The sequence below is a fragment of the Mycobacterium sp. IDUB_19 genome (genome assembly GCF_055419445.1).
Genome location: NZ_JBVAXR010000017.1, coordinates 55195 through 81551, shown reverse-complemented (window position 1 = coordinate 81551; position 26357 = coordinate 55195). Strand labels below are relative to the sequence as shown.

Sequence of the window (26357 nt, the reverse complement as noted above, 5' to 3'; positions counted from 1 at the left end):
CATCAACCACGAAGAACAGACAGCCGCCGGCGGCCGGGTCACCCGTGATGGCGTCCGGGTCACCCGGTGGGTTGCCACGATCGCCGGACTGATCGGCTTCGTGTTGTCTGTCGCGACACCGCTGCTGCCGGTCGTGCAGACCACCGCGATGCTGAACTGGCCGCAGAATGGCCAACTGAACAACGTTACGGCGCCGCTCATTTCACTGAGCCCCGTCGACGTGACGGCAAGCGTGCCCTGCACCCTGATCCGTGATCTGCCGGCCGACGGCGGCGTGGTGCTGAGCACCGCGCCGAAGAAAGGCAAAGACGCCGCGCTCAACGCGTTGTTCGTCGTCGTCAACAGCAAACGCGTCGACGTCACCGACCGCAATGTCGTGATCGCCAGCGTGTCCCGCGAGCAAGCCGAGTCTCAACAGTGCCAGCGCATTGAGATAACCTCCACGCGCGCCGGCACTTTCGCCACCTTCGTCGGGTTGACCGACCCGGCGGGCAAGCCACAGTCCGGCGGTTTCTCCGACCCTAACCTGCGCCCGCAGATCGTCGGGGTGTTTACCGATCTGACCGGTCCCGCGCCACCCGGACTGCGGTTCTCGGCGACCATCGACACCCGGTTCTCCACCACCCCAACGACACTCAAGCTGCTGGCGATGGTGGGCGCCATCCTGTCCACCATCGTCTCGCTGGTCGCGCTGTGGCGGCTGGACCAGCTGGACGGTCGCCGGATGCATCGGCTGATCCCGACTCGTTGGAAGAAATTCACCCTCGCCGACGCCACGGTGATCTTCGGCTTCGTGCTCTGGCATGTAATCGGGGCGAACTCCTCGGACGACGGTTACATCCTGGGCATGGCCCGGGTCGCCGACCACGCCGGCTACATGTCCAACTACTTCCGCTGGTTCGGCAGCCCGGAGGACCCCTTCGGTTGGTACTACAACCTGCTGGCGGTGATGACCCACGTCAGCGACGACAGTTTGTGGATACGACTGCCCGACCTGATCGCCGGGCTGGTGTGCTGGCTGCTGCTGTCACGTGAGGTGCTGCCCCGGTTGGGCCCCGCGGTGACGTCGAGCAAGGCAGCGAACTGGGCGGCGGGCATCGTCTTGCTGACCGCGTGGATGCCGTTCGACAACGGTCTGCGTCCCGAACCCATCATCGCGCTGGGCTCACTTCTCACCTGGGTGCTGATCGAGCGCTCGATGTGCGCCTCTCGGCTGACCCCGGCTGCCCTGGCGGTGGTGACCGCGGCATTCACCCTGGGCGTCCAGCCGACGGGGCTGATCGCGGTCGCGGCGCTGGTTGCCGGTGGTCGTCCGATCCTGCGAATTCTGGTCCGGCGGCATCGCCTGGTGGGGACCTGGCCGCTGGTGGCCCCGATGCTGGCCGCCGGTTTCGTCATCCTCACCGTGGTGTTCGCCGACCAGACACTGTCAACGGTGTTGGAAGCCACCAGGATTCGCACCGCGGTCGGGCCCAGCCAGGCGTGGTACACCGAGAACCTGCGCTATTACTACCTGATCCTGCCTACCGTCGACGGTTCGCTGTCGCGCCGGTTCGGCTTCTTGCTGACCGCGCTGTGCTTGTTCACGGCGGTGTTCATCATGTTGCGCCGCAAGCGAGTTCCGGGCGTGGCCCGCGGGCCGGCGTGGCGGCTGATGGGTGTCATCTTCGGCACCATGTTCTTCCTGATGTTCACCCCGACCAAGTGGGTGCATCACTTCGGGCTGTTCGCCGCGGTGGGCGCGGCGATGGCCGCCCTGACGACGGTGCTCGTGTCGCCGAAGGTGCTGCGTTGGTCGCGCAATCGGATGGCGTTCCTGGCGGCGCTGATGTTCGTGTTGGCACTGTGCTTCGCCACCACCAACGGTTGGTGGTACGTCTCGAGCTATGGCGTGCCGTTCAACAGCTCCATGCCTAAAGTCGGCGGAATCTCGATCAGCACAATCTTTTTCGCGCTGTTCGCGATTACCGCGGTGTACGCGGCCTGGTTGCATTTCGCGGACACCAGCCATGGCGAGGGCCGGCTGGCGCGGGCGCTGACGGCGGCGCCCATCCCGCTGGCGGCCGGCTTCATGGCACTGGTGTTCGTGGCGTCGATGGTGGCCGGTATCGTGCGCCAGTACCCCACCTACTCGAATGCCTGGGACAACCTCCGCGAGTTCAGCGGCGGCTGCGGTCTAGCCGACGACGTGCTCGTCGAGCCGGACAGCAACGCCGGCTTCATGGCGCCTTACAAAACGGGAGAGCCGGGTGATTACGGCCCGTTGGGCGCGCTGGGTGGTGTCAATCCAACGGGGTTCACCCCCAACGGCGTACCGGAACGCACTCTGGCCGAAGCGGTTCGGGAGACGTCGGTGCCGCAGCCCGGGACCGACTACGACTGGTACGGGCCGACCAAGCTGAAGGCGCCGGGCATCAACGGGTCGACGGCACCGCTGCCGTACGGTCTCAACCCCGATCAGGTGCCGATGGCGGGCAGCTACACCAACGGCGCCCAACAGCAGAGCAGGCTCAGCTCGGCGTGGTACCAGCTGCCTAAGCCGGACGCCGGACATCCTCTGGTGGTGGTGACCGCCGCGGGCACGATCGCCGGCAACAGCATCCTGCACCACCACACCAACGGGCAGACCGTGGTGCTGGAATTCGGCAGACCCGGTCCCGATGGCACCGTGGCGCCGGCCGGCCGGCTGGTGCCCTACGACCTGTACGGGGAACAGCCGAAGGTCTGGCGCAACCTGCGCTTCGCCCGGTCCGACATGCCCGCGGACGCGGTCGCGGTGCGAGTGGTCGCCGAGGACCTGTCCCTGACCCCGGACGACTGGATCGCGGTGACCCCGCCGCGGGTACCGGAGCTGCGCTCGCTGCAGGAGTACGTCGGCTCGACGCAGCCGGTGCTGATGGACTGGGCCGTCGGGCTCGCGTTCCCGTGCCAGCAGCCGATGCTGCACGTCAACGGCGTCACCGAGATCCCGAAGTTCCGCATCACCCCGGACTACACGGCGAAGAAGCAGGACACCGACACCTGGCAGGACGGCGTCAACGGCGGCCTGCTGGGCATCACCGACTTGCTGCTGCGCGCGCACGTGATGTCCACCTACCTGTCGCATGACTGGGGCCGCGACTGGGGATCGCTGCGAAAGTTCGACACCATCGCCGACGCCCAGCCCGCTGAGCTCGACCTGGGCACGGCAACCCGCACCGGTTGGTGGTCGCCCGGCGAGATCCGGATCAAGCCTTAATAGCCGCGCGGAAACGCTTGCATTGCATGAGTTTTGCAATTCATGCGGTCGCAATTTGTCACCGGTCGAATAACAGCATTAATTGACGTTCGAGTAATTCCTCCGAATTGGTTTAATTGCGGCAAATAAAGGTCAATATCTACTCCGCTGTGATCCGAATAACACAGCGGAAAGTAGGCGATCCGATGCACACGCGTAAACGCTTAGCCGTATGCGGAGCGGCATTCACCGCGTCGATGTTCCCGGTGGCGACCGCGGGGATCGCCACAGCCGGGGCCGAAGCCGGCACGATTGTCGTCCTGGACAGCAAGCTCAGGCGTTGCGATTTCAGCCTGGTGAGCACCGTGCCCATGGTGCCGCGGTCCGCTCTCGGCACCGGCGAGGTGATCATTCATTCCACCGGCGGGAAAGCGATCGCGGAGGTGCATCTGTCGGATGCGCCCGACCCGGGAACCCACTTCGACGTCGGCCTGATCCAGGAACCTCGGCCGGCGGCGGGCAACTGCGGCCCCGGGGATCCGGGCGTCACCTTTTCCGGCTTTGACACCGACGGGGCCGGCAACGGAACAGCGACCGTGTCGGACACTATTCGGCCGGGCACGACGGGCGTCTGGGTGATTATCGATCGGCCGAATCCGAACTCCCAGAACCCGGCCGAGTACTACACCTCGGAGTTCGTCGCGCCGGTATAAGAACCGCGGCCAGCGGGTGGGAGTGTGGCCGGCCGTCTGATCTACGCGCCGTTATGGTGATGAGTCAGTTGCGCCTGTATTGCGCTGACGCGCTCGCGCACCTGTTCGTCGGACCGTCGCTGTTCGGCCGCGGTCACGACGATGGCATCCGAGCCCGGAAACACCGTCGCCTCGTGGTTACTGGCAAGCCAGCGCACCACATACGGCGGTGCGCCGTCTGCCCCTCGCACCTCGGTGATCAAGCCACGCTGATCCGCTAACTCGGTCGTAGTGCCCTTGAGCACGAGCCAGTCACCCACATTGGCCTTCATCGTCGTCTCCTTAGTCAGTGACCACTCGGCCGATCATGCGCCCCGGCCCACCCGCTGAGGGAGGGCCATAGGTCACCGCTGACGATGCCTGCCCTGTCAAGACTTGTGAACTGACAAATACCCCAACCGGACGGGACTTCGGTCCCTACCGTGTCACTCCCGTCGAATGCTCCCATGAGATGTGAAGAGCCAGCATCAGATGGAGGCACGGCATATGGATGCTTCAACGCAACCGCAGGCCAGGACACGCATGTTCGCCCGCGTGCTCGGCCCATTCCTGGTCATCATCGATGTCACGGCCGTCGCACGCGCATCGGACATGCAGACGGTCCTGTCGGACTTCGAGGCGAGCCCACTGTGGTCGTGGGTGGCCGGCGCTTTCATCCTGGTGTTCGGCCTCGTCATCGTGGCAGCCCACCAATACTGGAAGGGCGCCGCGGCGATCAGCGTGTCCCTGATCGGCTGGCTCGTCACCCTGCGTGGACTGCTTCTTTTCGCTTTTCCCAAAGTCTTCGCGTCGGCCGCCAACAGCATGATCGGCGCGCAGGGCTGGTGGATGGCGCTCTGCGTCGCATTCGCCCTGGTGGGGCTGTACCTGACCTACGTGGGTTGGGCGCCGGCCCCGCGCCAACCCGAGCCACGAGCGGTGAGCGCCGGGCCGAATCTAACGCAAGCCGCCTGAGGCGTAGCGACATGACCGCGGCAGCAGAACACGTCCCGCACCTGACGACTGATCATCGGCACGCGGTGCGTCGGGTTCTCGATGAAGGAACCGGCAAGATCCCCGCCGCCTCGCGCACCGAGATGCACGGCAATTTCGACACGTCGGCGGCCGTCGCGGAGGCAGCCGTCGAGGATATGCAGACGTTGGGAAGCGGGGTGGCCATTCTGGTGGTGAAGCGCGGTCCTAACACCGGATCGCAGTTTCGATTGGACAAGCCCGTGATGTCGGTGGGCCGGCATCCCGCCAGCGACGTCTTCCTCGACGACATCACGGTCAGCCGCAGGCACGCCGAGTTCCGCAGGGAAGGCGGTAAATTCCACGTCGTTGACCTCGGCAGCCTCAACAACACCTATCTCAACCGTGAACCTGTCGACACCGCGCTGCTCAGCAGCGGCGACGAGGTACAGATCGGCAATTTCCGGCTGGTTTTTCTGACCGGGCCGGCCAAGGGCTGACAAGCCACCGGGCCGGTCGGCGCAGCGTCTTCACCCGGCGTCCCGGCTGTAATACCGTCGCGGGATGAGCGACTACGACGTAGAGGCCGTGGATCGGCTGCCCTTCTCCACCCCGGAAAAGTCGCACCGCTATCGCACGGACAGCTACCGGGGCGCCGTCGGCCTCAACTGGTACCTGACCGACCCCACATTGCAGTTCACCATGGCCTATTACCTGCAGCCGGACGAATTAGCGGTCTTAGAGCCACATTTGGCGCGTATCGGTGAGCTGATGGGCGGTCCGGTGGCACGGTGGGCCGACGAGACGGACCGCAACCCGCCCCGGCTGGAGCGCTACGACCGGTGGGGACACGATGTCAGCCAGGTCGTCATGCCGGAGTCGTTCACGCAGTCCAAGCGCGCGGTGCTGGATGCCCAGCAGGCGCTGCGCACCGATGCGCGCGAGGCCAAAGTTAGCTCGGGGCTGGCGCTGTTCGCGTCCAACTATCTGCTCAACCAGGCCGACATCGGGATGGGCTGCGCGTTGGGCACCGGCGGTGGCATGGTCCAGTCGCTGGTGGCCGCCTACGCGCCGGCCGACGTGGCCGAGCATGTGCTGGCCAAGTTCTCCTCCGGCGAGTGGGCGGGCGAGACGGCGCAGCTGCTGACCGAGCGCACCGGCGGCTCCGATCTCGGGGCGCTGGAGACGACTGCGACACGCAGCGGCGACAGCTGGCTGCTCAACGGGTTCAAGTGGTTTGCGTCCAATTGCGCCGGAGAGGCCTTCGTGGTGATGGCCAAACCCGAGGGCGCTCCCGACTCCACCCGCGGCATCGCCAACTTCCTGGTGCTGCGCACCCGCCGCGACGGTACGCGCAACGGCGTGCGGGTGCGGCGGTTGAAGGACAAGCTCGGCACTCGTTCGGTGGCCTCCGGCGAGGTCGAGTTCGTCGACGCCGAGGCGTTTCTGTTGTCCGAGAAGCCGACCGGCGATGCGGGCCCATCCGACGGCAAGGGCCTGGGCCGGATGATGGAGCTGACCAACGCCGCGCGCCTCGGGATCGCGTTGTTCGGGCTGGGCAACGCGCGCCGCGCCCTGGTCGAGTCGCTGTGCTACGCGAGGCAACGGCAGGCGTTCGGCGGCGCGCTCATCGACAAGCCGTTGATGCGGCGCAAGCTGGCCGAGCTGATCGTCGACGTCGAAGCCGCGCAGGCAATGGTTTTCGACGGCACCGGAGCAGCCAACCATCGCCAGCCGAAGGTCATTCGACAGCGCATCGCGGTGCCGGTCACCAAGCTCAGGGTGTGCCGGCTGGGGATCACCGCGGCCTCGGATGCGATCGAAATCCACGGCGGCAACGGCTACATCGAGACTTGGCCGGTGGCAAGGCTTTTGCGCGACGCGCAAGTGAACACGATTTGGGAGGGCCCGGACAATATCCTGTGTCTGGATGTGCGCCGCGGTATCGAGCAGACCCAGGCGCACGAGACGTTGTTGGCGCGGCTGCACGACGCGGTGTCGGTGTCCGACGACGACGAGACCACCGGCCTGGTGGCCCGCCGCATCGAAGATCTGAACGCGGCGATCACGGCCTGGACCAAACTCGACGGCACCGTCGCCGAGGCGCGGCTGTTCCCGCTGGCCCAATTCATGGGCGACGTCTACGCGGGCGCGCTGCTGATCGAACAGGCCGCCTGGGAGCGGGAGACCCGCGGCGGTGAGCGCAAGGCACTGGTCGCCGCGTTGTATGCCCAGCGCTACCTCGCCGACCGCGGGCCGTTGCGCGGTATCGACGCCGACTCCGAGGCGGCGCTGGAGCGGTTCGATGAGTTGGTGGACGGGGCGCTTCAACCGAGTTCGTCTTAGAGTGATGCACATGGCTGACGAGCTGACGCCGCATTTCGAGGACGTGCAGGCGCACTACGACCTATCTGACGACTTCTTCCGCCTGTTCCTCGACCGCACCCAGATGTACACCTGCGCCTACTGGCTTGGCGGCGAGGACATGACGCTCGAAGAGGCGCAGATCGCCAAGATCGACCTCTCGCTCAGCAAGCTGGACTTGCAGCCGGGCATGACACTGCTGGACCTCGGCTGCGGCTGGGGTGCCGCCATGTTGCGGGCCATCGAGAAATACGACGTCAACGTCATCGGCTTGACGCTGTCCAAGAATCAAGCCACCCACGCGCAAAAGATGCTCGACGAACTGGATAGCCCGCGTTCCAGGCGAGCGCTGCTCGAGGGCTGGGAGCGGTTTCACGAGCCGGTGGACCGGATCGTGGCGATCGGGCCGCTCGAGCATGTCGGCTACGACCGCTACGACGCCTTCTTCGAGCGGACGTATGAGCTGTTGCCGGCCGGCGGCACGTTCCTGCTGCACACGATCACGAAACTCTCGGAGAAGGAAATCATCGCCTCCGGCTTGCCGCTGACGATGAAGATCGTCGAGTTCGGCGACTTCATGCAGACCGAAATCTTCCCCGGCGGCGCCCTGCCGACCATCCAGATGGTGAAGGACCACTCGGCGAAGGCCGGCTTCAAGTTGAAGCGTCGCCAATCGCTGCAGCGGCACTACGCCAAGACCCTGGACGTCTGGGCCGCGAGCCTAGAGGCACACAAAAGCGAGGCCATCGCGATTCAGTCCGAAGAGGTCTACGAGCGGTACATGAAGTACCTCACCGGCTGCGCGGATCTCTTCCGCAAGGGCTACATCGACCTCAACCAATTCACCCTGCGGAAGTAGCTGTTAACACCGGCCACATCAGCACCAAGAAGGTTGGGCTAGAACACTTCTCAAAGGCGATATCGCATGTGATATCGCATTCGCGAACGATGTGCCCCGAGGTTTCCCGGTGCCGCTGTGGCGGATGTGACGAAAGGCCGGTCAGACCGGGATCAGCCCGTGCTTGCGTCCCACGCGAAACCATAATTGCTTGTCGCGCAACAACTTTAGCGACTTGCGGATCAGCAGCCGGGTCTCGTGCGGGTCGACGACCGAGTCGATGAACCCGCGCTCGGCAGCGGTCCACGGGATCGCCATGTTGAGGTTGTAGCCCTCGATGAAGTCCTTCTTGATCTGCTGCGCCTCGGGCGTAGTGGGGTCCGGGAACCGCTTCATCAGCAGCTGCGCGGCTCCCTCCGCCCCGATCACCGCGATGCGCGCGGTGGGCCAGGCGTAGTTGAAGTCGGCGGTCAGCTGCCGGGACCCCATCACGGCGTACGCACCGCCGTAGGACTTGCGGATGGTGATCGTCACCTTGGGCACGTCGGCTTCCACCACCGAGTACAGGAACCGGCCGCCGCGCTTGATGATGCCGTTGCGCTCCTGCTCGGCCCCGGGCAGGAATCCGGGTGTATCCACCACGAAGACCAGCGGGATCTCGAACGAGTCGCAGAATCGGATGAACCGGGCCGCCTTGTCGGAGGCTTCGTTGTCGATCGACCCGGCCAAGTACATGGGCTGGTTGGCGACCACCCCGACCGGACGCCCGTCGACCCGGGCATACCCCGTGATGATCGCCGGGCCGTGCTGCGCGGCGACGTCGAGGAAGTCGCCGTCGTCGAAGATCCGCAGCAGGATCTCGTGCATGTCGTAGGCCGCGTTGTCGGAGTCCGGCACGATCGTGTCGAGCTCCAGGTCGCTCGGCGTGATCTCCGGCTCCAACCCGGGATTGACGACCGGCGGCTTGTCGAAGCAGTTCGACGGCAGGAATGACAGGAAGTCCCGTACGTACTGGAACCCCTCGGCCTCGGAATCCACCACCTGATGGATGTTGCCGTAGCGAGCCTGCGCGTCGGAGCCGCCGAGCTCGTCGAGGGTGACGTCCTCGCCGGTAACCTCCCGGATCACGTCGGGTCCGGTGACGAAGAAGTAACCCTGGTCGCGCACCGAGACCAGCAGATCGTCCTGGATCGGCGAATAGACCGCTCCCCCAGCGCATTTACCGAAGATGAGGGAGATCTGCGGCACCAGGCCGGACAGCGCCTCGTGACGGCGGCCCAGCTCGGCGTACCACGCCAGCGAGGTGACCGCGTCCTGAATCCGGGCACCACCCGAGTCCTGGATGCCGATGATCGGGCAGCCGACCATCGCGCACCACTCCATCAGCCGCGCGACCTTACGGCCGAACATCTCGCCGACGGTGCCTTGGAACACGGTCTGATCGTGCGAGAACACCCCGACCGGCCGGCCGTCGATCAGGCCATGGCCGGTGATGCAGCCGTCACCGTAGAGCGCGTTCGGGTCGTTCGGGGTCTTGGCCAGCGCCCCGACTTCGAAGAACGTGCCCGGATCCAACAGCGCGTGGATGCGGGAGCGGGCACTCGGGATGCCCTTCGCGTCGCGCTTGGCGGCGGCCTTCTCACCGCCGGGCTCCTTGGCCAATTCAAGGCGAGCGTTGAGCTCGGTCAGCTTCTCGGCTGTGCTGTGGGGAGAAGGAACCGCCTCGGTACCCGTCACTACTTGCCTACCTCACTTGTCTGACTGGTTTGCTCCTCCACCTTATTCAGCACCCCGGCCAGGTGGGCACCCACCTTCGCGATGATCGGCTCGTCGATGGCCTGGATGTGCTCGCCACCGATCGGCACCACCTCGAGGTCAGCCACGAACTCGCCCCAGCCGCCGTCGGGCTTGCGGGTCGCATACCGCGGCTCGAACTCGATGACGTCATCGTGGTAGCGGTCCGCCATGTAGAGGGTCACGTGGCCGTCGTAGGGCTCGATCTCGACGGTCTCGAGCGCCCGGTTGTCCAGATAGGACGTCCGCTGATGCTCGACGATGCCACCCGGAACCTGCACACCGCTTTGCTGGACGATGTCCAACACGAACTTGACCTGACCCTCGTCATCGAGCTCTTCGAGCTGCTCGTAAGGGATCCCGGGGATCTCCACGTTGAAGGTGCGCTCGGCGAACTTCGCGTAACGGTCCCAACGCTTGCGGGTTTCCTCCTTGGTCTGCGGGATCTCCTCGCCGGCGCGCACGGTGTCGATCATCCCGACAAATCGCACGTCGGCGCCGGCTCGCTTCAACCCGATCGCACACGCATATGCCAGCGCACCGCCAAGTGACCAGCCGGCCAGAATGAACGGTTTGCCCTCGTTCATCTCCAACAGCTTCGGCACATACTGGGCGGCCCGCTCCTGAACGGTGCCCTCGACGCGCTCGAAGCCGTACATCGGAGTGTCCGCCGGCAGCCGGTTGAGCAGCGGTTCGTACACCACGGTCGAACCGCCGGCCGGGTGGAACACGAACACCGGCACCTGCGAATCGTTCTGCGAGGCCCGCAGCGTGCGGACGAAGCCGTCGATCTGGCCGGCCTCGAAGTAGGCGCGCATCTTCTCGGCCAGCGCCTCGATGGTCTCCGACGTCAGCACATCCTCGGCGCTGATCGGACCCTCGGCACGCTCGGAAAGCCGTTGCGCCATCTTGGCGGCGGTGTCGTCGTCCAGCTTGGGCAGCGGGTTGAAGATGCCCCCTGGAGACTTTCCGGTGACGATCGCCCAGGTGGCGAAGGTGACTCGCTCGGCGGCATCGCGCGGCGGAACGTCGGAGTGCAGGGCCTTGGCGACCGCCTCGGAGTTCAGCGCCTGGGCGGCTCGGGCCAAATTCGGCTTGGCACCATTGGCCGAACCATTGCCCGCCGGGCCGGACGGATCCGTCGGCGGCGGCGGGATCGGCGCATCCGACTGAGGCGGAGCCGACTGAGGCGGAGCCGGCGTCGCGCCGCTGAGTATCGCGGCCTGCTCCCTGGCGATCTCGTCGGCCGTCATCGTCTTCTGGTGCTCGGCCAGCTCCTGAACTTCGTCGCGGTGCTCGATCGCATACTCGATCAGCTTCTCGACGGCGTAGAGATTGGCGTCGCGCACGGCCGTCAACTGAATGGGCGGCAGGTCGAAGTCATATTCGACGCGGTTCTTGATCCGCACCGCCATCAGTGAGTCCAGGCCCAGCTCGATCAGCGGCACCTCCCACGGCAGGTCCTCGGGCTCGTAACCCATCGCCGCACCCACGATCGCGCCCAGCCGCTCGGCGATCGTCTCACCAGAGTCCGGTGTCCATCGGCCCATGCCGGCCGGCATGTAGCGGTTGGTCAAGCTGTCCGACAGCGTTTCGGCGTCGTCATCGTCGACGAGGCCCGCCGCGACAGGCGCGGCGGCCGTGTCGCCGTCGGAAGTCGCAGCCGCGATCGCCGTTCCGGCACCGACCGCGGCCGGCAGCGCCGAAGCAGAACCACCCCGGGCGACCAGCGCGTCGTAGACCAGCGTGAAAGATTCGTCGATACGCGCGTGCACCTGAATCGACGCGCCACCGGGGTGCCGCGTCAACGTCGTCACCAACCGGGCACCAAGGCCCGGCACCGCCCGCTGCTCCGAGGCCGTCAGCTGCGCGTCCGGCAGCACCGTCGTCGAAGCGGACCGCACCAGCGCGGCGAGGTCGGTCTTCTCCCGCGGCGCGTACTCCCACACATGCCGGCCGTCCGGCAACGCGACATGGTTGCCCGGCATCAGCACCGAGCTGTCGCCGGCGAAGTGCGCGTCCAGCCAGTGCTCCTTGCGCTTGAACCGGGTCGGCGGAATGTTGGCAAAATCTTCAGGTCCTGGGGCCCCCTTGGCGCGGCTGAACATCGTCCGGAAGTCCAGGTCATGGCCGAACACGTAGAGCTGCGCCAGGGTCGACGTGATCGACTCGACCTCGTCCTGTTTGCGGGCCAGCGTCGGGATCAGCTGGGCGTCATGCAGGCCGGCGTCCGCGGTGGTCAGACCCACCTGCATCAGCGCCACCGGATTCGGCGCGAGCTCCACGAACGTGGTGTGCCCGCTGTCTACGGCATTGCGGACGCCGTGGGTGAAGTACACGCTGTGGCGCAGGCCCTTTTTCCAGTACTCCACATCGTGGATCGGCTCACTGCCCGGCTTGATGTAGCTGCCCTCGTGCACCGTCGAGAAGATGCCGGCGGTGGGGCGCATCGGCTTGATCCCCTGCAGCTCGGCCGCTAGCTCGCCGATTAGCGGATCCATCTGTTGGGTGTGGCTGGCGCCCTTGGTCTGGAACTTGCGGGCGAACTTGCCCTCGGATTCGGCGCGGGCGATGATCGCGTCGACCTGTTCGGGCGGGCCGCCGATGACGGTCTGGGTGGGGGCGGCGTAGACGCACACCTCGAGATCGGGGAAGTCGGAGAACACCGTCTTGATCTCGTCGGCGGAGTACTCCACCAGCGCCATCAGCCGGATGTATTCGCCGAACAGCATCGCCTCACCCTCGCCCATCAGGTGCGAGCGCGAGCAGATCGCACGGGTGGCGTCGCGCAGCGACAGGCCACCGGCGAAGTAGGCCGCCGCGGCCTCACCCAGCGACTGGCCCACCACCGCGGCGGGTTTGGCGCCGTGATGCTTGAGCAGCTCACCCAGCGCGATCTGGATCGCGAAGATAGTGACCTGGGTGGTTTCGATGCCGTAGTCCTGCGAGTCGTCGAGGATCAACTCGAGGACCGAGTAGCCCAGCTCATCCTGGATCAGTGCGTCGACCTTTTCGATCCACTCGGCGAAAACCTCGTTGCGCAAATACAGGCTCTTGCCCATCTTGCGGTGCTGCGCACCGAATCCGGCGAGCACCCACACCGGGCCGTTGGACACCGGCCCGTCGACGCTGAACACGTTGGGTCGCTGCTTACCCTCGGCCACCGCTCGCAAGCCCTTGATGGCTTCCTCGTGGTCGTGGGCCAGCACCACCGCGCGCGAGCGGCCATGGTTGCGCCGCGACAGCGAACGGCCGATCGATTCCAGCGACGCCGCCTGGCCTTCGGGGCTTTCCATCCAGTCCGCCAGCTCGGCTGCCGCGGCTTTCTTGCGCGAGGTCAGAAACGCCGACACCGCAAGCGGGATCAACGGCTTGGTTGGCTCTGACTCTTCTTGTGCCGCAAGCTCTTCCAACGCGGCCTCTTTGAGGCCCAGCGCCTCTTCGGTCACGCCCGGCAGCTCGGGCTCTGCGTCTTCGGCCATAAATTCGTCGGTGATGATGTTCCCGAAATCGTCGAACCGCAGCGAGTGGCCTTCGAGCATGGGCCCCTCGGCCTGCTCGGCTTCGGCGGAAGCGGCCACCTCGGGTTCGGGTTCGGGCTCGCGTTCGATGAGGTCGCCCGGCAACACCTCGCGCACCACCAGGTGCGCGTTGGCCCCGCCGAAGCCGAAGCTCGACACCCCAGCCAGGGCGTAGCCGCCGTAGCGCGGCCAATCCGTCGCCTTATCAATGACTTTCAGGTGCATACCGTCGAAGTCGATGTAGGGGCTGGGCCCGGCGAAGTTGATCGACGGCGGCAGCTTGTCGTGCTGCAGCGCCAGCACCACCTTGGCCATGGCGGCCACACCGGCCGCCGACTCCAGGTGGCCGATGTTGGTCTTTATCGCGCCCAGCAGTGCCGGCCGATCGGCCTCGCGTCCCCTGCCCACCACCCGGCCAAGCGCCTCGGCCTCGATCGGGTCACCGAGGATGGTGCCGGTGCCGTGCGCCTCGATGTAGTCGACGTTGCGCGGGTCGATGCCGGCGTCCTTGTACGCCCGGCGCAGCACCTCAGCCTGCGCGTCCTGGTTGGGGGCGATCAGGCCGTTGGACCGGCCGTCGTGGTTGATGGCGCTACCGGCGATGACGGCCAGGATCTGGTCGCCGTCGCGGCGGGCGTCGTCGATCCGCTTGAGCACCAGCATGCCGGCGCCCTCCGAGCGGGTGTAGCCGTCGGCGTCCGACGAGAACGATTTGATCCGGCCGTCGGGTGCCAGCACCGCGCCGATCTCGTCGAAACCGAGGGTCACCGCGGGAGTGATCAGCGCGTTGACGCCACCGGCAACCGCCACGTCGCACTCACCGTTGCGCAGCGCCTGCACCGCTTGATGGGTTGCCACCAATGAACTCGAACAGGCGGTGTCGACGGCGACCGAGGGGCCGCGGAAGTCAAAGAAATACGACACCCGGTTGGCGATGATCGCGGTCGAGTTACCGGTGATCGCATAGGGATGCGCGACGGTGGGGTCAGAAATGGCGAGGAAGCCGTAGTCGTTGTTGGTGAAGCCGACATAGACGCCGACGGCCTCGCCCCGCAGGCTGGAGGCCGGGATGCGGGCGTGCTCGAGCGCCTCCCAGGTCATTTCCAATGCCATCCGCTGCTGCGGGTCGATGTTGTCGGCCTCGGTCTTGGCCACCGCGAAGAACTCGGAGTCGAAGCCCTTGATGTCCTTGAGGTAACCGCCGCGGGTGCGCGCGGCGGCGACGCGCTCGGCCAGCCGGGGTTCTTCGAGGAACTCCGACCAACGCCCTTCGGGCAGGTCGGTGATGGCGTCGCGACCCTCCATCAGGGCCTGCCAGGTTTCGTCCGGGCTGTTCATGTCGCCGGGCAGCCGGGTAGCCAGACCCACGATCGCGATGTCCACGCGCTCGGCCGGGCCGGTGCGCGTCCAGTCGACACCGTCGAGGTCGTCGTCGGGCCGTTCCGGTTCGCCCTCGATGATCCGGGTCGCCAGCGACTCGATAGTCGGATGCTGGAACGCCACCGCGACCGACAGCATCACCCCGGTCATGTCTTCGATGTCGGCGGCCATCGCCACCGCATCGCGCGACGACAATCCCAGCTCGACCATGGGCACCGACTCGTCGATCGCGTCGGGCGACTGGCCGACGGCCTTGCCCACCCAGTTGCGCAGCCATTGCCGCATCTCGGGGACGGTCATCTCGGCCCTGGCGGACGGATCCGCGGCGGGCACCTCGCCACCAGCGGCCGCGTTTTCAGAGTTGTCCGGCAGGTCAGATTCGGTGTCAGCCATGGTTCCTGTTTCAGTCTGTGGCACTGGCGAACGCGGCCGGGGACCCGACACCGCTGCGCAAACTGCCGTCGAGGTAGGCGGCGCGGCAGGCACGGTGCCCGATCTTGCCGCTGGAGGTACGGGGAATCGACCCGGACGACACCAGCAGCAGGTCACGGACGGTGACCCCGTGACGCACGGCGATGGCCGCACGAATGTCGTCGGCGATGGGCTGGTAGTCGAGCTTGTGCGTACCGGCGGCGCGCTCGGCGACGATCACCAACTGCTCGGAGGTGTCGTCGGGGTCGAACTTGAGCCCGGCGTGCGGGTTGTCGAACACCTCTTGCGGCAGCTGGTTGGCCGGGACCGAGAAGGCGGCCACATATCCCGTGCGCAGAGCCTTGCTCGCCTCCTGAGCCGAATACTCGAGGTCCTGCGGGTAGTGGTTACGCCCATCGATGATGACCAGGTCCTTGATTCGGCCGGCTATATAGAGGTCGCCGTTGAAGTAGGTGCCGTAGTCGCCGGTGCGTACCCACAGCCCGTCGTCCTCGGCTCCCTCGGCGTGGGACTGGCTGATCCGCGACTTGAGGATGTTGTGGAAGGTCTCGGCTGTCTCGGCTTCCTTGCCCCAGTAGCCGGTGCCCAGGTTCTTGCCGTGCAGCCAGATCTCGCCGATGTGCTCGTCCGGCACCTCGCTGGCCGACTCGGGATCGACGATGACCGCCCATTCGTCGACGCCGATCCTCCCCGCGGATACCTGCGCGACGGCGCTCGGCGCATCGCGAGCGACCTCGACGAAGCGGTGGTTGTTCAGCTCGTCCCGGTCTACATAGATGACCGTCGGTGCGGTGTTCGGCGGGGTGGTCGAAACGAACAGCGTCGCCTCGGCCAGGCCGTAGGACGGCTTGATTGCCGTCTCCGGCAAACCGTAGGGCGCAAACGCCTCGTAGAACTTGCGCATCGAGGCCGGCGATACCGGCTCGCTGCCGTTGAGGATGCCCTTGACGTTGCTCAGATCCAGTGGCGGCTCGTCGTCGCGGGGCAGGCCGCGTATCGCGGCGTGTTCGAAGGCGAAGTTGGGCGCGGCCGAGAAGACGCCACCGGTCTCACCGGGCTTGCGCGCGAGCTCGCGAATCCAGCGGCCGGGCCGGCGGACGAACGCGGCGGGCGTCATGATGGTGAAGCTTTGACCGAGCACCGGCGCCAACAGCGCCGTGATCAGGCCCATGTCGTGGAACAGCGGCAGCCAGGACAGGCCGCGGTCACCTTCGGTGCCCTCCAGGGCCTGCAGCACCTGCAGCACGTTGGTGGGCAAGTTGAGATGGCTGATCTGCACGCCCGTCGGGGTCCGGGTGGAGCCCGAGGTGTACTGCAGATATGCGGTGGTGCTCTCGTCGGCGTCCGGCTCGACCCAGGTGGAGGCGACCTCGTTGGGCACCGCATCGACGGCGATGACGCGGGGCCGTTCCTTGGCCGCACGGGCACGAATGAACTTGCGGACGCCTTCGGCGGACTCGGTGGTGGTCAGGATCGTCGAGGGGGAGCAGTCGTCGAGCACCGCGTGTAACCGGCCGATATGACCCGGCTCGGCCGGGTCGAACAGCGGTACCGCGATCCGGCCCGAGTACAGCGCCCCGAAGAAGGCGACGAGGTAGTCCAGGTTCTGCGGGCACAGGATGGCGATCCGGTCACCCGGTTGGGTGACCTGCTGCAGACGGGCGCCCACGGCACGGTTGCGGGCGCTGAAGTCCGACCACACGATGTCGCGCTCGACACCGTCACGCTCGGTGGAGTAGTCGATGAATCGATAGGCCAGCTTGCTGCCACGAACCTTCGCCCACTTCTCAACATGACGAACCAGGTTCGTGTTATCTGGGAACTTGATTCGTCCGTTCACAATGAACGGGTTGTGGTACGCCATGCCGCCCTCTCCTGTTACACACTCGCCGGTCAGCTGCTCCGGCGGTCCTAGTTGTCGGCCTCGCCGACGATTTCCCCTGCGCGGGCCAGCCTCGTGCACGCAAACGTGCGAGTCCGTGCCAGTTTCGACCCCGGTCGGGAACCGCCAAACTCTTATCGCTCTTAGTTTTCTCTTAATGTTAGGCGTCGGCGCGCGGCAGACCAAATCTCAAGGTACCGCCGATTGCCCCCGGTAGGGCCCACCTGACCGCTGTGTCCCCTTGCCCAGCGACTCCCCCACGCGTATCCGACCCGCCAGCTTTGTTCGGGGCCGCCCAGGTAGTCACCCGTGCTTGGGGTGTGGCGCGTTTTCGATGAGGTTACGCGTCCAGTTCAACGTCCAATCCGTCGCCGTCAACCCATCGAGGTTCCAGAACTGGGGGGTGGCGTACATGGCGTGGATCGGCTGGCCCGCACCGCCGGCCAAAGTGTTGAGCGTATTCGGCAGGGTCGCGACGCTGAACGCCTCGTTCGGGGCGGCGCAGATCAGGTCACCGGGCGCGCAGATCTCGTTGGTCTTGCTGTTCAGGTCGCCGAAGCCGCCGGGCCGCGCACCGGTCATCGTCAAACCGAGACCGGACAACATCGGCACCTCGTGCAGGGTCACCTCGGCGCCCTCGCCGGGCGGGTTGGGCCCGACGTCGTTGCCCACGCCCTGCTGCCGGCGGCCGTCGGCGATCACCGTCACCCCGAGCACCAAGTCATCGTCAACGGGTCCGCGGCCATTGCCGACATCGCTGGCGATGTCGCCGGCGATCACTGCGCCCTGCGAAAAACCCACCAGCACATAGCTGGTCAACGGGCACTTGTTGGACATGTCGGTCAGCGCCTGGACGGCCGCGCGGGTGCCTTCCGCCCGGCTGTCGTTGTAGGACATCTGCGTGTCGGCACTCAACGGGTTATGGAACTGCGCCGTGTAGGGAACGGTGTAGGTCAGCACCCGCGACGGCGGAAACTGCTGGCCGATCGCCCCGGTCAACTTGTGCAGCAACGCATTAGGAAACTGCACCGGGTTGAGCGGATCGTCCTGCGGGGACGACTCCCACGTCCCGGGAATCACCAGCAGCTCGACGTCGGGGCAGGAAGCGTCCTGCGAAGCGGGCCGCGGCTTGTGCGGATGTGTTGTCGTCGAGGACGGCGGCAGCACGCCGGGCGGCACCGCGCTGGGCGGTGATTCGGTGCTACGCAGCATGGTCACGACGGCCACGATGACCAACAGCACAACCCCGGCCATGGACAGCGCGGCCACCCAGGCGAGGATTCGGCGGCGCTTGCGCTGGGCGTTGGTGGTCATGTTCTCCTGCTAGCAGAGTCGGCGGGTCGCAGTTCGAATACAGGCAAGCGGCCATACGGCCCTGCTGCATCCAATACACGGTACCGGCTCGGCGTGCGGGGCCGGCCGTCTGCAATCGGGGCCGCGTGGTTAGCGGATAGCTCCCACGATGTCGCCCGACATGGCGCCCAGCTGTCCGGACCACGAGCCCCAGCCGTTGTCGCCGCCGCCCGGGAAGTCGAAGTGGCCGTTGTGGCCGCCGTCGTTGCGGTACTGCGAATAGAACATGCGGCTGTTGCCCATCGCCTCGCCGGCTTGCCCGATCATCGCGGCCGCATCGCCGCCCATGTTCGTCGGGCTCCAGACCCATACCCGGGTGTTGTTCTGCGCGAGCAGCGCGGCGTGCACATAGGGGTCGTGCCACTTCCACCGGCCCAGCTGCGGAGCGCCCCACATTCCGTTGCCGTCCACGCCGCCGAACTGCTGCAGGCCGGCCAGGATCGCGCCACCCGTGGTGGTGTTGGACGGGTAGAGGAATCCCGACAGCGAGCCTGCGAAGCCGAACCGGTCGGGGTGGAAGGCGGCCAGCGCCATCGCGGCATAGCCGCCCTGCGAAGCGCCCACCGCGGCGTGGCCGCCGGGCGCCAGACCCTTGTTGGCGGCCAGCCAATCGGGTAGCTCGCTGGACAGGAAGGTGTCCCACTGCTTGCTGCCGTCCTGCTCCCAGTTGGTGTACATGCTCCAGGCGCCGCCAGCGGGTGCCACCACCGAGATCCCCTTGCCGCCCAGTGTGTTCATCGCGTTACCCGCGGTCACCCAGTTGCTGACGTCCGGGGCGGCGTTAAAGGCGTCCAGCAGATACACCGCGTGCGGACCACCCCCCAGGAAGGCGACCGGGATATCGCGGCCCATGGCGCCCGAGGGCACCATCAACGTCTCGTAACCCGCCGCTGCAGCCTTGCCCGTGATTCCTGCCGCCACGCCGCCGAATCCGAGTGTTAGCGCGGCAACGCAGAGCACCCGCAGAAGCGTTGACAAACCCCGCACGCTACCCATGTCCGCCCTCCATCGTGTAGTCGCTGTGTTTGCACACTAACCAGGGCCGAAGTAAAGCCGCCCCGCAGGGTAGTGAAACAGCTCACATACCCAGGCAACGACGAACGGCGGGACCCCCTTGGGGTTCCCGCCGTTCGTCGTGTTGCTCGGACTGTTTAGGTGCCCTGAGTGGAACCGGCGTTGGCTGCGGTTCCAGCGGTGGCCGGGCCAGCGCCCGGGGTAGCGCCCAGCGCCGACTGCAGGTCGGGGAGCATGGCGTGCAGCTGCGCGCCCCAGTACGGCCAGTCGTGGGTGCCGTTGGCGTCGAAGTTCCACACCGCGTTGTGACCGCCGGCCGCGTTGTAGGCGTCCTGGAACTTCAGGTTGCTGGTCCGCACGAAGCCTTCCAGGAACTTGGCGGGCAGGTTGTCGCCACCGAGGTCGGACGGCTTGCCGTTACCGCAGTAGATCCAGATCCGGGTGTTGTTCGCGACGAGCTTGGCGACCTGAAGCGACGGGTCGTTGCGCTGCCACGCCGGGTCGCTGGAAGGACCCCACATGTCGTCTTTCTTGTAACCACCGGCGTCACCCATGGCCAGGCCGATCAGCGACGGGCCCATCCCCTGCGACGGGTCCAGCAGCGCCGACAGCGAGCCGGCGTACGGGAACTGGTCGGGGTGGTAGGCAGCCAGGATCAGCGCCGACGAACCGGCCATCGACAGACCGACGGCGGCACTGCCGGTCGGCTTGACCTGCTTGTTGGCCGACAGGTACTGCGGCAGCTCGCTGGTCAGGAAGGTCTCCCACTTGTAAGTGGTGCAGCCGGCCTTACCGCAAGCGGGCTTGTACCAGTCCGAGTAGAAGCTGGACTGCCCGCCAACCGGCATGACGACGGCGAGGCCCGACTGGTTGTACCACTCGAAGGCCGGGGTGTTGATGTCCCAGCCGTTGAAGTCGTCCTGCGCGCGCATGCCGTCGAGCAGGTACACCGCGGGCGCGTTGGCGCCGCCGCTCTGGAACTGGATCTTGATGTCGCGGCCCATGGCCGCAGACGGAACCTGCAGGTATTCCACCGGCAGGCCAGGGCGAGAGAACGCCCCAGCGGTCGCCGAGCCCCCCACGACGCCGATCAGACTCGACAGCAGGGCCGCGCCAACGGCTCCAACTACGAGTCGGCGTGGCATGCGTGCCACGGCGCCGCGAAACCTGTCAACAAACGTCATCCTTGCTTCCTCATCTTCTCGGCGCACCCATCATCAGGACGCGTCGTTGATTGGGGTCGAACTGCATGCGGTCTCCGCGCAGCAGTACTTCCGTAGTCAACCACATCAACCCGCGCCGGCTCTCATCGAGGAGCCTCCGCAAACCCCCACCGAGCGACGATTTCTTGGGATTTTCAGGGCGGACGTGACGACCGGAAATGGCATTTCCGCATGTGCCGGACGGTGAACGCACACAGGTGAAGGTACAAATGTGAATTTGCTGTCAGTGTCGGGATCCGGACTGATTGTGATTAATTCGAGATCGACGGGATTTATCCACGCAATATTCACTCGCGCGGGGGCGGGGGACTCGGATCGGGTACCGGAAGGCCACACCTGGCGAGCTCGTAGAGCGGGACCCGGTCGATCCGGTAGCCGGTGAATTCGAAGGAATGCAAGAAGTTTGAGACGAACCGGTGCAGCGACATCGGGGCACGTACCGACGCCAGCACCGCCTTGGTCTCCGGGCATTGCAGGGCCGCCACCGCCTGGGCGACCCAATTCGCGTCCAGGTAGCCCGGAATGCCCGGATACACCTTCACCCACGGGCCGTCGGCGATCACCCAGTCCGGGAAGAGGTTCTTGTCGTGCCCGATCCTGCCGTGGGTGAGGCGCTGCGTGTGCTGCGCGAGCGGGTTCGCCAACCCGATTTGGTCGATCACTCGGACGTCGAGCCCGACGTTCATGCCCAGCATGCCCAAGTTCGTGAAAAACACTGCGTGTTGCGGCTTTTGCGGCGATTTGCTGTCAGGCGGGCCGCCCGGGGCCGGCGGGGGCTGCTGCAGCTGGGGCACGACGTCCCACTGAATGTAGTTGCCGGAGGGCAGCAACAACGCCCCTTCCGGAGTGTTGTCCAAAGCGGCCAGCACGGCCGCCATCCTGGGGTAATCCAGGTAGTCGGCGGCGGTCAGCGGGTGCGCGTGCCCGGTCGCCTGAGCGTAGAAGCGGCGCTCGTCGACGATGCCGCTGTAGGTGACGTGGGTGGCGTCGTAGCCCATCCCCGGCGAGTTTGCTGCCCACAGCGACCAGCCCGCGATGCCGAGCCAGAGCAGGCTGGCCGCACCGGCCAACCAGTAACCCGTCTCGCGTGAGAAGTCTTGCCCGTCGGGGATCATTACGGGGATGACGGCGACCGGGGCCAGCAAACAAAATAGCGGCGCCAACAGCACTCGCGCGTGCATGAAATCGCCCCCCTGGCGGGTCCAGTAGAGCGCCTGCAGCAGCCCGCTCACAAGGACGAATGCCACCACTGCCGGCGGGCTCTGCACCGCGCGAGCCAGCCGGCCGTAATTGGGCGCGAGCATCGGGCGCAGGAACGACGGACGGCGCCGGGCCGCCATCAGCAGCAGCCCCAGCGGCACCAGCAGCAGCACCGGCAGCCACACGGCGTAGGGCGAGATGAAGTTCGACAGATAGACCATGCCCTGGGACCACTTGTCGCCAGCGGCATCCTTGGCCAGAGCCGTCCCGGGCACCAGCAAGCCGTAGTAGCCCATCCGGAAGATCTGGTAGGCCACCGGCAGGAACCCACCGGCCACCACGATCAGCACGCGACGGCGCCAGGTTCGGGCCGCGATCAGCATCATGATCAGCGCCAGTCCGCCCATCAGCGCCAGCTCCGGTCGCACCAGAACGCTGATCCCCGCGACGAAGGCCAGCAGGCCGGTGAACACCTCGTTGTCCGGACGGTTCCGCAGCGCCTGCGACCAACGGACCATCATCCACCACAGCAACCCCAGATAGGCCAGGGTCAGCCCGCTCTCGAGTCCGGAGGTGGCGAAGTCGCGCGCCGGCGGCAGCGCAATGTAGACCAGCGCTCCGGCGGGCAGCATGATCGCCCGGCGCCCGCGCAAGCTGGGGGCGTAGAGGCGTCCCGCGCCCAGCATCAGCAGCGCCACGCCCAGTACGGAAAGCGCCAGCGCCAGCGTCAGCGCCACGTATTCCATGCGCACCGGCCCGCCGACCCAGCTTCCGACGTACATCAGGTAGGTCCATGCCGTCGAGGTGTTCGCCTCGACCCGCTCGCCCTGGTTGAATACCGGCCCGTTGCCGGCCAACAGGTTGCGCACTGTGCGCAGCACGATCAGTCCGTCGTCGGCGATCCAGCGCCGCTGCCACGCTCCCCAACCGAAGATCACCGCGATGACCGCCACACTGATCCACAGGCTGACCCGGGTCACGGTGTCATACGGGAACGGCAGCCGGCTCCCCCGCCTGACCCCCGGCCGGCGGCGCATCAACTCGCGCTTGATGGCCTGCAGACCGGGGTTAGCCGAAGGCAACCGCGGCACCAACTGTTGCGATCCACGCTAGGAACAGCAGCTGCAACACCCGGTCACGCAGCGCAATGTCTTCGGGCTCACCGGCCAGTCCGCCGTCGACGTCGACCGCATAGCGCAGGATCGCGATCGTGAACGGGACCATCGACACCGCGTACCAGGATCCCGAGTAGCGGTCGCGCTCGAACGCCCACATCCCGTAGCACAACACCACCGCGGTGGCCGACATCGTCCAGACGAATCGCAGGTAGGTGCTGGTGTAACTCTCCAGCGACTTGCGAATCGCCGCCCCGGTTCGCTCGGCTAACTGCAACTCGGCGTAACGCTTGCCGGCCACCATGAACAGCGACGCGAATGCGGCGGTCAGCAAGAACCATTGGGACAGTGGGATATCGGTGGCCGCGCCCCCGGCGATGGCCCGGAGCAGATACGCCGACGACACGATGCAGATGTCCATCACCGCTTGGTGTTTGAGGCCGAAGCAGTAGCCCACCTGCATCGCGATGTAGACGGCCATCACCACCGCGAGGTTCGGCGTGAGCCACCAGGAGATGGCCAGCGATGTGGTGCCCAGCACCACGGCCAGCACATAGGCCAGCCATTCGGGCACCACGCCGGCCGCGATCGGACGGAATCGTTTGGTGGGGTGCTCCCGGTCGGCCTCGACGTCGCGGACGTCGTTGATCAGATAGATCGCGGAAGCCGCCAGGCTGAACACGACGAACGCCACGCCCACCTTGGTCGCCACTTCGGCGTAGTCGTAGCGGACTCCGCGGCCGGCCGCGGCCACCGGCGCGGCCGCCACCAACACGTTCTTCACCCATTGCCGCGGGCGCATCGCCTTGATCACCCCGGTGATCAGGTTCGCGGGAGGTCGTCCGGTCGCCACGTCTTCACTCATTTCGGCCACACCTATCTCGACTTTCTATCGAGCCAGAGTGCAAGGCGGGCGACCGCGGCGCCGAGCGCCACGCCGAAAGCAACGTCGCTGGGATAGTGCACGCCCAGCAGTATCCGTGACAGCGCCATCGGCGGAACCAGCAGCGCCGGCAGCGGCAGCCCGGTCGCCCGGCCCATCAAAACGGCCGCGGCCGTGGTGGAGGTGGCATGCGCGGACGGGAAGCTCAGTTGGCTTGGGGTGCCGACATTGACCGCGACGGCCGGATGATGCGGGCGTTTACGGCGCACCACCCGCTTGATCAGCACGGCGGCCGCGTGGGCGACGAACGTACCACCGGCGGCCACCAGCCATTCCCGGCGTCGGCGCTCCATCAACAACGCACCGACCATCTCCACGATCAGCCAACCGACGCTGTGCTCGCCGAAGTGGGACATTCCACGGGCGATGGCCAACACCCCGGGCCGGTCGGCCAGTGCCGACTGCACGGCCACCATCGCGGCGACTTCGCCGCGCGGCGCCGATTCAGGCATGTTGCGATTCTGGTTTGGTCGGCTGACTTGTCTGCGGCAGCAGCACCGTCTCCCACTTCTGCTTGCTGGACAGCACCGGCAGCGCGTCGCGGTACACCCGGCGCATCTCGTCGAACCGGCTCACCAGCTGACGCTGGCGGCGCAGCGATTGCAGCAGCAGCGTGAACATCTTGCGCCGATCCCGCTGCCGGTACACCACGCCGCACCCGTCGGCGGTGGTGACGGTGACGCCGTCGACGGTGCACAGCCGGAACCAGCGCGCGTCCTGGGTCGGCACGTTGAACTCCGGGCGCTGGTGGCTTTCCGGATCGGCCTTGGTGGCGTTGTGCAATATGCCCCGGGCCAGCCGGTAACCGATGGATACCGGGTTCACCGGCGGCTTCATCGCCTTGCTCTGGTGCAACGGTGGGGGCAGCTCGCTGGCCGCCGGCAGCACGACGGCGTCCGGGTACTCCTTGCGCAGCCGATGCACTTCCGGCAGCCCCGATTCCAGAATCGAGAAGATGTGCTCCGGGCCGGCGAGGAAGTCGTCGATGGCCCTGTTCTGGATCACGACGGTTGAATATTCAAGGCACGCAAGGTGTTTCAGTGTCGCCTTGAGATGGCTACGGACCAGACCGGTGATGTCGCCGTCCCAGTGCATGGCCGCGACCACCAGCCGGTTGCGCAGGTGGAAGTAGGCCTGCCAGTCGATGGCGTCGTCCTTGTCGCTCCAGGCCATGTGCCAGATCGCGGCGCCGGGCAGCGTGACCGTCGGGTAGCCGTGCTCGCCGGCGCGCAGGCCGTATTCGGCGTCGTCCCATTTGATGAACAGCGGCAGCGGCTGGCCCAGCTCCTCAGCGACCTGCCGTGGGATCATGCACGTCCACCACCCGTTGAAGTCGACGTCGATGCGCCGGTGCAGCAGCGCACTGCGATCGTTGTTGTCGCCCAACGGGAATTGGGCGAAGTCGTGGTCGTACTCGGCATGCGGCGCGGCGGTCCACATGAAGTTCGACTGGTTGACGACCTCCCCCATGATGTGCAGGTGCGACGGCTCCTGCAGGTTGAGCATCTGACCGCCGATCAACATCGGCGTCTTGGCGAAGCGGTTCATCGCCAGCACCCGCAGGATCGTGTCCGGTTCGATGCGGATGTCGTCGTCCATGAACAGGATCTGTTGGCAGTCAGTGTTTTTCAGCGCCTCGTACATCACCCGGCTGTAGCCACCGGAACCGCCGAGGTTGGGCTGGTCGTGGATGGAGAGTCGATTACCCAGACCCGCCGCCGCCGCCGGAAAGTCCGGGTGATCACGCACCTTGCGGCCGCCCTGGTCCGGAACGATCACCGCACCGATTACCTTGTCCACCAACGGATCTGCGGTGAGGTCGGCCAGCGCGTTGACGCAGTCGGCGGGGCGGTTGAACGTCGGGATACCGACGGCGATGTCGGCCGTGCCCGGAGCGGGTTCGGTCGCGTACCAACCTCCGCTCACCAAGCTGACCGCGGTGTCGGTGGTGATGTCGAACCAAATCCAGCCGCCGTCCTCGAACGACTTGAGTGGCACCTCGATCTCGACGACGGCCGGCTGATCTTCGGTGCCGACGAACTGGCGGCCCTCCACCGAGATCCGCACCCCGGTGGCCTTGGTCCGGTACAGGTCGACGCGTCCGGTTCCGGTCAGCTCGACGCGCAGCACCACCGATTTGCAGATCGACCAGCGGCGCCAATAGCTCGCCGGGAAGGCATTGAAGTACGTGGCGAACGAGACCTCGGACTCCTTGCCGATCTCCAGCGAGGTGCGCCCGGTCGCATGCGCACGCCGGGAGTTGGTGGTCGACTCCTCGAGGTAGAGCTTGCGAACGTCGAGCGGTTCTCCCGGACGCGGCAAGATGATTCGGGACAGCAAGCTCACGGCGGTCATTAGGCGCCACTCCTCCTCATCGC

General features: G+C 66.3%; 17 protein-coding genes. 6 read left to right on the top strand and 11 right to left on the bottom strand.

Features of this window, described 5'->3' with window-relative positions:
• Position 1: 1 nt before the first annotated feature.
• Both ACZY0B_RS15540 and ACZY0B_RS15535 read left to right on the top strand, forming a co-directional pair.
• On the top strand, positions 2–3238 hold the full coding sequence (locus tag ACZY0B_RS15540) for an arabinosyltransferase domain-containing protein (protein ID WP_463765053.1): 3237 nt from the start codon (positions 2–4) through the stop codon (positions 3236–3238).
• A 185-nt stretch (positions 3239–3423) separates the two neighbouring features.
• Positions 3424–3930 (top strand): hypothetical protein, encoded by a 507-nt coding sequence (locus ACZY0B_RS15535; RefSeq protein WP_463765026.1) that lies wholly within the window; start codon positions 3424–3426, stop codon positions 3928–3930.
• Between the two features lie 41 nt (positions 3931–3971).
• Here ACZY0B_RS15535 and ACZY0B_RS15530 read toward each other — a convergent pair whose 3' ends face one another.
• Positions 3972–4241 carry a DUF1918 domain-containing protein gene (locus tag ACZY0B_RS15530; protein WP_463765024.1) on the bottom strand — a complete coding sequence of 90 codons (270 nt, stop codon included), beginning with the start codon at positions 4239–4241 and terminating at the stop codon, positions 3972–3974.
• Positions 4242–4455: 214 nt separating this feature from the next.
• Between ACZY0B_RS15530 and ACZY0B_RS15525 the strand changes: the two genes are divergently transcribed.
• From ACZY0B_RS15525 to ACZY0B_RS15510, 4 genes are all read left to right on the top strand, one after another.
• A complete protein-coding gene (locus ACZY0B_RS15525) occupies positions 4456–4923 on the top strand; it encodes a hypothetical protein (protein ID WP_463765023.1) in 468 nt (155 codons plus the stop codon).
• Between the two features lie 122 nt (positions 4924–5045).
• Positions 5046–5420 carry an FHA domain-containing protein gene (locus ACZY0B_RS15520; RefSeq protein ID WP_463765052.1) on the top strand — a complete coding sequence of 125 codons (375 nt, stop codon included), beginning with the start codon at positions 5046–5048 and terminating at the stop codon, positions 5418–5420.
• A 64-nt stretch (positions 5421–5484) separates the two neighbouring features.
• A complete protein-coding gene (locus ACZY0B_RS15515; RefSeq protein ID WP_463765022.1) occupies positions 5485–7266 on the top strand; it encodes an acyl-CoA dehydrogenase family protein in 1782 nt (593 codons plus the stop codon).
• A gap of 10 nt (positions 7267–7276) precedes the next feature.
• Positions 7277–8143 (top strand): cyclopropane mycolic acid synthase family methyltransferase, encoded by an 867-nt coding sequence (locus tag ACZY0B_RS15510; RefSeq protein WP_463765021.1) that lies wholly within the window; start codon positions 7277–7279, stop codon positions 8141–8143.
• A gap of 141 nt (positions 8144–8284) precedes the next feature.
• On the opposite strand, the gene ACZY0B_RS15505 is transcribed toward ACZY0B_RS15510, so the two are convergent.
• The 10 genes from ACZY0B_RS15505 to ACZY0B_RS15460 all read right to left on the bottom strand — a co-directional run bounded on the left by ACZY0B_RS15505 (position 8285) and on the right by ACZY0B_RS15460 (position 26334).
• Positions 8285–9859, bottom strand: coding sequence for an acyl-CoA carboxylase subunit beta (locus tag ACZY0B_RS15505; protein ID WP_463765020.1), 1575 nt, complete (start codon positions 9857–9859; stop codon positions 8285–8287).
• Complete coding sequence (pks13, locus tag ACZY0B_RS15500) at positions 9859–15210, bottom strand: polyketide synthase Pks13 (protein ID WP_463765019.1); 5352 nt, start codon at positions 15208–15210, stop codon at positions 9859–9861. The genes ACZY0B_RS15505 and pks13 overlap by 1 nt, the downstream gene beginning before the upstream one ends.
• 10 nt (positions 15211–15220) lie before the next feature.
• Positions 15221–17113, bottom strand: coding sequence for a long-chain-fatty-acid--AMP ligase FadD32 (gene fadD32, locus ACZY0B_RS15495; protein ID WP_463765018.1), 1893 nt, complete (start codon positions 17111–17113; stop codon positions 15221–15223).
• A 321-nt stretch (positions 17114–17434) separates the two neighbouring features.
• The gene (culp6, locus tag ACZY0B_RS15490) at positions 17435–18445 is read right to left on the bottom strand and encodes a carboxylesterase Culp6 (RefSeq protein ID WP_463765017.1); all 1011 of its coding nucleotides are present in this window, start codon (positions 18443–18445) and stop codon (positions 17435–17437) included.
• 129 nt (positions 18446–18574) lie between these two features.
• Entirely contained in the window at positions 18575–19471 is an 897-nt protein-coding gene (locus ACZY0B_RS15485) for an esterase family protein (RefSeq protein ID WP_463765051.1), read from the bottom strand.
• A 164-nt stretch (positions 19472–19635) separates the two neighbouring features.
• Positions 19636–20682 carry an esterase family protein gene (locus ACZY0B_RS15480; RefSeq protein WP_463765016.1) on the bottom strand — a complete coding sequence of 349 codons (1047 nt, stop codon included), beginning with the start codon at positions 20680–20682 and terminating at the stop codon, positions 19636–19638.
• A gap of 326 nt (positions 20683–21008) precedes the next feature.
• Positions 21009–23003, bottom strand: coding sequence for a terminal beta-(1->2)-arabinofuranosyltransferase (gene aftB / locus ACZY0B_RS15475; RefSeq protein WP_463765015.1), 1995 nt, complete (start codon positions 23001–23003; stop codon positions 21009–21011).
• Entirely contained in the window at positions 22990–23901 is a 912-nt protein-coding gene (locus ACZY0B_RS15470) for a decaprenyl-phosphate phosphoribosyltransferase (RefSeq protein ID WP_463765014.1), read from the bottom strand. Before ACZY0B_RS15470 ends, aftB begins: the two co-directional genes overlap by 14 nt.
• Positions 23902–23912: 11 nt before the next feature.
• Entirely contained in the window at positions 23913–24431 is a 519-nt protein-coding gene (locus ACZY0B_RS15465) for a phosphatase PAP2 family protein (protein ID WP_463765013.1), read from the bottom strand.
• Positions 24424–26334 carry a glycosyltransferase gene (locus ACZY0B_RS15460; RefSeq protein WP_463765012.1) on the bottom strand — a complete coding sequence of 637 codons (1911 nt, stop codon included), beginning with the start codon at positions 26332–26334 and terminating at the stop codon, positions 24424–24426. Before ACZY0B_RS15460 ends, ACZY0B_RS15465 begins: the two co-directional genes overlap by 8 nt.
• Positions 26335–26357: the final 23 nt, after the last annotated feature.

Coding starts and splice junctions, on each gene's coding strand:
- ACZY0B_RS15535 (WP_463765026.1), top strand. CDS start 3,424: ATGCACACGCGTAAACGCTTAGCCGTATGCGGAGCGGCATTCACCGCG.
- ACZY0B_RS15530 (WP_463765024.1), bottom strand. CDS start 4,241: ATGAAGGCCAATGTGGGTGACTGGCTCGTGCTCAAGGGCACTACGACC.
- ACZY0B_RS15525 (WP_463765023.1), top strand. CDS start 4,456: ATGGATGCTTCAACGCAACCGCAGGCCAGGACACGCATGTTCGCCCGC.
- ACZY0B_RS15520 (WP_463765052.1), top strand. CDS start 5,046: ATGCACGGCAATTTCGACACGTCGGCGGCCGTCGCGGAGGCAGCCGTC.
- ACZY0B_RS15515 (WP_463765022.1), top strand. CDS start 5,485: ATGAGCGACTACGACGTAGAGGCCGTGGATCGGCTGCCCTTCTCCACC.
- ACZY0B_RS15510 (WP_463765021.1), top strand. CDS start 7,277: ATGGCTGACGAGCTGACGCCGCATTTCGAGGACGTGCAGGCGCACTAC.
- pks13 (WP_463765019.1), bottom strand. CDS start 15,210: ATGGCTGACACCGAATCTGACCTGCCGGACAACTCTGAAAACGCGGCC.
- fadD32 (WP_463765018.1), bottom strand. CDS start 17,113: ATGGCGTACCACAACCCGTTCATTGTGAACGGACGAATCAAGTTCCCA.
- culp6 (WP_463765017.1), bottom strand. CDS start 18,445: ATGACCACCAACGCCCAGCGCAAGCGCCGCCGAATCCTCGCCTGGGTG.
- ACZY0B_RS15480 (WP_463765016.1), bottom strand. CDS start 20,682: ATGACGTTTGTTGACAGGTTTCGCGGCGCCGTGGCACGCATGCCACGC.
- ACZY0B_RS15470 (WP_463765014.1), bottom strand. CDS start 23,901: ATGAGTGAAGACGTGGCGACCGGACGACCTCCCGCGAACCTGATCACC.
- ACZY0B_RS15465 (WP_463765013.1), bottom strand. CDS start 24,431: ATGCCTGAATCGGCGCCGCGCGGCGAAGTCGCCGCGATGGTGGCCGTG.
- ACZY0B_RS15460 (WP_463765012.1), bottom strand. CDS start 26,334: ATGACCGCCGTGAGCTTGCTGTCCCGAATCATCTTGCCGCGTCCGGGA.